Source organism: Couchioplanes azureus (assembly GCF_014648355.1).
Taxonomy (GTDB): Bacteria; Actinomycetota; Actinomycetes; order Mycobacteriales; family Micromonosporaceae; genus Actinoplanes; species Actinoplanes azureus.
Genome location: NZ_BMQY01000025.1, coordinates 1 through 4,576, shown reverse-complemented (window position 1 = coordinate 4,576; position 4,576 = coordinate 1). Strand labels below are relative to the sequence as shown.

Below are 4,576 nucleotides of genomic sequence, written 5' to 3'. Positions count from 1 at the left end.
TCGGCCGCCAGCTCACCGGCGCCCGGCGCGTCCGGCCCGCGACGGCTGGTGAGCAGCAGGCTGCGCACGCCGTTCTCGGCGACGAGCCGGCGGGCGATCTCGGCGCCGATGCCGCCGGTGCCACCGGTGATCAGGACCGGGCCGGCGAGAACCGGCGGGTCGGCGGTGACATCGGTGCGGACCAGCCGTGGCACCAGCACAGTGCCCGCGCGAACGGCGAACTCGGGCTCGTCCACGGTGTCCACCGCGACGCTACCGTCGGAATCCACCAGCACGATGCGGCCCGGGTTCTCCGCCTGCGCGGCCCGGACCAGACCCCACACCGGCGTCTGCGCCACATCCGGCATCTCCGCGGCCACCGCATCGCGGGTCACCACGACCAACCGCTCCGGCAGATCCGAAGCCAGATGCCGCTGCAAGACCTCCAGAACCTCACCGGTCAACGCCCGCACCGCGGACGGCACGTCACCCGCGGGGGTGACGACCTCGTGCACCACCGACGGGATCACCTGGGCGCGGGCTGCGGAGGGCTGCCACTCGACGGTGTAGAGCGCGGGTGTGGTGGTGGCGGCGAGCTGGTCCGCGGTGACCGGACGGCCGGTCATCGAGCGGACCGACAGCACCGGACGGCCGGTGGTGTCCGCGACCTCGACGGTGGTGGCGTCGCCGCCCGGTTTGGTGAGCCGCACCCGGACCGTGGCAGCACCGGCGGCGTGCAGGGTGACGTCGTTCCAGGCGAAGGGGATCATCGTCTGCTGTGCGCCGCTGCTGAGAATGACCGCGTGCAGGCAGGCGTCCAGCAGGGCCGGGTGGATGCCGAAGCCGTCGGCGTCGTCGGCGGCCGGCCCTTGCAGGGCGACCTCGGCGTACAGGTCGTCGCCGACCGCCCAGACGGCGCGCAGGCCTTGGAAGGCAGGCCCGTACGAGTACCCGTGCGCGCGGAACGTGGCGTACGCGCCGTCCACCGGTATCGGCTGCGCGCCGGATGGCGGCCACTCGGCCAGGTCGCGCGGGGCGGCCGCGGTGGCCGCGGTGAGGAAGCCCTGCGCGTGGCGGGTCCACTGGCCGTCGTGCTCGGAGTGCACGGTGATGCTGCGGCGACCGTCGTCCTGCGGGCCGACGCTGATCTGGATCTGCACCGCGTCGTCGGCCGGCAGCACCAGGGGCGCGGCCAGGGTCAGCTCCTCCAGCCCGGGGGTGCCCACCTCGGCGCCGGCGCACAGGGCCAGCTCGACCAAGGCGGTGCCCGGAACGAGCACGGAGCCGTGCACGGTGTGGTCGGCCAGCCAGGGCTGCGTCCGGATGCTGAGGCGCCCGGTGGCGATCAGACCGCCGTCGTCGGGCAGGCGTACCGCCGCGCCGAGCAGCGGATGGGTGAGCTCGCGCAGGCCGGCCGCGCCGAGACCTGCGACGTTCGCCGCGAACGGGGCGGGCCAGAAGCGCTGCCGCTGGAACGGGTAGGTGGGCAGGTCGGTGCGGTGGCCGCGGCCGATGACGGCAGCCCAGTCGACCGGGTGACCCTGGCTGAAGACGGTACCGACGGCGGTCAGCAGGGTGGTGACCTCGTCGCGTTCCCGGCGCAGGGCCGCAATGCCGCCGGTGATCGCGGACAGCACGGCGTCCGGGCCGACCTCGAGGTGCCGGTCGGCGGTGGCGGCCTCGACCCCGTCGGCGAAGCGCACCGTCTCCCGCACGTGCCGCACCCAGTAGGCCGGGTCGGTGAACAGGTCGGTCTCCACCCGTCCGGTGACGTTGGAGACGAGCGGCACGGTCGGCGTGTGCAGGTCGAGACCGGCGACGACCCGGCCGAAGTCGGCCAGCATCGGGTCCATGAGCGCGGAGTGGAAGGCGTGGCTGACCGTGAGCCGCTTGGTCCGCTCGAAGCGGGAGACCACGGCGAGGACCGCCTCCTCGACGCCGGACAGCACGACCGCGGCCGGACCGTTGACGGCGGCGAGCGAGACACCGTCGGTCAGCAGCGGCAGCACGTCCTGCTCGGACGCCTCGACGGCGACCATGGCGCCGCCGGACGGAAGCGCCTGCATGAGCCGGCCGCGAGCGGAGATCAGCGTGCAGGCGTCTTCCAGACAGAGGACCCCGGCCACGTGCGCGGCGGCGATCTCCCCGACCGAGTGGCCGAGCAACACGTCCGGGACGACACCCCACGATTCCAGGAGCCGGTAGAGGGCGACCTCGACGGCGAAGATGGCCGGCTGGGCGTTACCGGTGGCGTCCAGGTCGTCCCAGTCGATGTCCAGATGTGCGGTCACCGCGTCGAAGGCCTCGGCGAACACCGGATACCGGGCGTACAAACCCTGGCCCATCCCCGCGCGCTGAGAACCCTGACCGGTGAACATGAAGGCGGTGCGGCCCGGCCGGGCGGTGCCCTGAACGAGCTGGTCGCCGATGCGGACCGCGCGGTGCGCGAATCTGCTCCTGGTGGTGGCCAGGGACCAGCCGACGTCGTGCGGGTCGGCGTCCACGGCGTCGAGTCGCGCGAGCTGCTCGCGCAGGGCGTCCGGCGACTTGGCCGACACGACCCACGGCACGACCCCGCTCGGGGCGGACCGCTGCGCGGGAACCGTGGGATCCGGCTGTTCGAGGATGACGTGGGCGTTCGTCCCCGAGATACCGAACGACGACACCCCCGCACGACGCCGACCCGACCCCGGCCACACACACTGCTCCGCAGCCACCCGCACCGCACCCGCACGCCAATCCACATGCGAAGACGGCACATCCACATGCAACGACCGCGGCACCACACCATGCCGCATCGCCATCACCATCTTGATCACACCAGCGACACCCGCCGCCGCCTGCGTATGACCGATGTTCGACTTCACCGAGCCGAGAAGGAGCGGCTGACTACGATGCTGCCCGTACGTGGCGAACAACGCCTGCGCCTCGATCGGATCACCCAACCTCGTACCAGTCCCGTGCGCCTCCACCACATCGACGTCCTGCGCCGACAGCCCGGCCGAGGCCAACGCCTGCCGGATCACCCGCTGCTGCGACGGCCCGTTGGGCGCCGTCAGACCATTCGACGCACCATCGGAATTCACCGCCGAACCCCGCACCACGGCGAGGATCTCGTGACCGTGCCGCAGCGCGTCCGAGCGCCGCTCGACGACGAGGATGCCGACACCTTCGGCCCAGCCCACACCGTCCGCCGCATCGGCGAACGGCTTGCACCGCCCGTCGGGCGCCAACCCGCCCTGGCGGGAGAACTCGACGAACGTGGTCGGCGTGGACATGACTGTCACACCGCCCGCGACAGCGAGGTCGCACTCCCCCGACCGCAGCGACTGGGCCGCCAGATGCAGGGCCACCAGCGACGACGAACACGCCGTGTCGACGGTGACCGCCGGACCCTCGAACCCGAACGTGTAGGAGACGCGGCCCGAGGCGATGCTGCCGGCGCTGCCGCTGCCGAGTTGCCCCTCGAACTGAGCGGGGTCGAGCGTGCCGGCGTAGTCGTTGTACATGACACCGGCGAACACGCCGGTGGGACTGCCCTTGAGCGTGGCCGGGTCGATGCCCGTCCGCTCCAGCGCCTCCCAGGTGGTCTCCAGCAGCAGCCGTTGCTGGGCGTCGGTGGCCAGCGCCTCGCGCGGACTCATCCCGAAGAACTCCGGGTCGAAGTCGGCGGCATCGTGCAGGAAGCCACCGTGGCGGGTGTACGAGGTGCCTGCCTCGTCCGGGTCGCTGCTGTAGAGGTTGTCCACGTCCCAGCCGCGGTCGGCCGGGAAGTCGCCGATCGCGTCGACGCCGTCGCGGACCAGCTCCCACAGTCCCTCGGGCGAGGTGACGCCACCCGGGAACCGGCAGGCCATACCCACGATGACGATCGGATCGTCGGCCACGGACGGGAGCGCCGCGGTCGGCAGCAGCACGGCTTCGTGGGCGCCGAGCAGCTCGTCCCGCAGGAATCCGGCGAGTTGCCGGGCACTCGGGTAATCGAAGATCGCGGTGGCGGGCAGCCGCATCCCGGAGGCGTCGCCGAGCCGGTTGCGCAGCTCGATCGCGGTGAGCGAGTCGAACCCGAGGTCCTGGAAGGCGCGTTCCGGGTCGATCATGTCGGCACCGGTGTGGCCGAGGACCACAGCGACCTGGGCACGAACCAGATCGAGCAGGATGTCCTGCTGCTCGGCGTCGGAACGTCCCGACAGACGCTGAGTGAGGTTCTGGGCGACGGCACCGGCCGCCGCGGTACGGCGGGTACGGGTACGGATGAGGCCACGCATCAATGCGGGCACGGCGCCGTGGGCGCGCATCGCGGTCAGGTCGAGGCGAGCCGTGACGTACGCCGGCCCCCCGGCCGCGACGGCACTGTCGAACAGGGCGAGGCCGCGATCCGTGCTGAGTTCGGGCATGCCGGAGCGGGCGATGCGGTCGGCGTCGGCGCCGCTGAGGGTCTCGGTCATGCCCTGCGCCCAGGGGCCCCAGGCGAGTGAGGTGGCGGGCAGGCCCTGCTCGTGGCGGTGCGCGGCGAGGGCGTCCAGGTAAGCGTTGCCGGCGGCGTAGTTGCCCTGTCCGGCAGCGCCGAAGACGCCCGCGACGGAGGAGAACATGA

1 protein-coding gene is annotated in these 4,576 nt (G+C 72.4%); it reads right to left on the bottom strand.

The features are described 5' to 3' along the window. The coding region (locus tag IEY99_RS33625) for a type I polyketide synthase (protein WP_189208167.1) at positions 1-4,576 on the bottom strand (4,576 nt) is incomplete at both ends.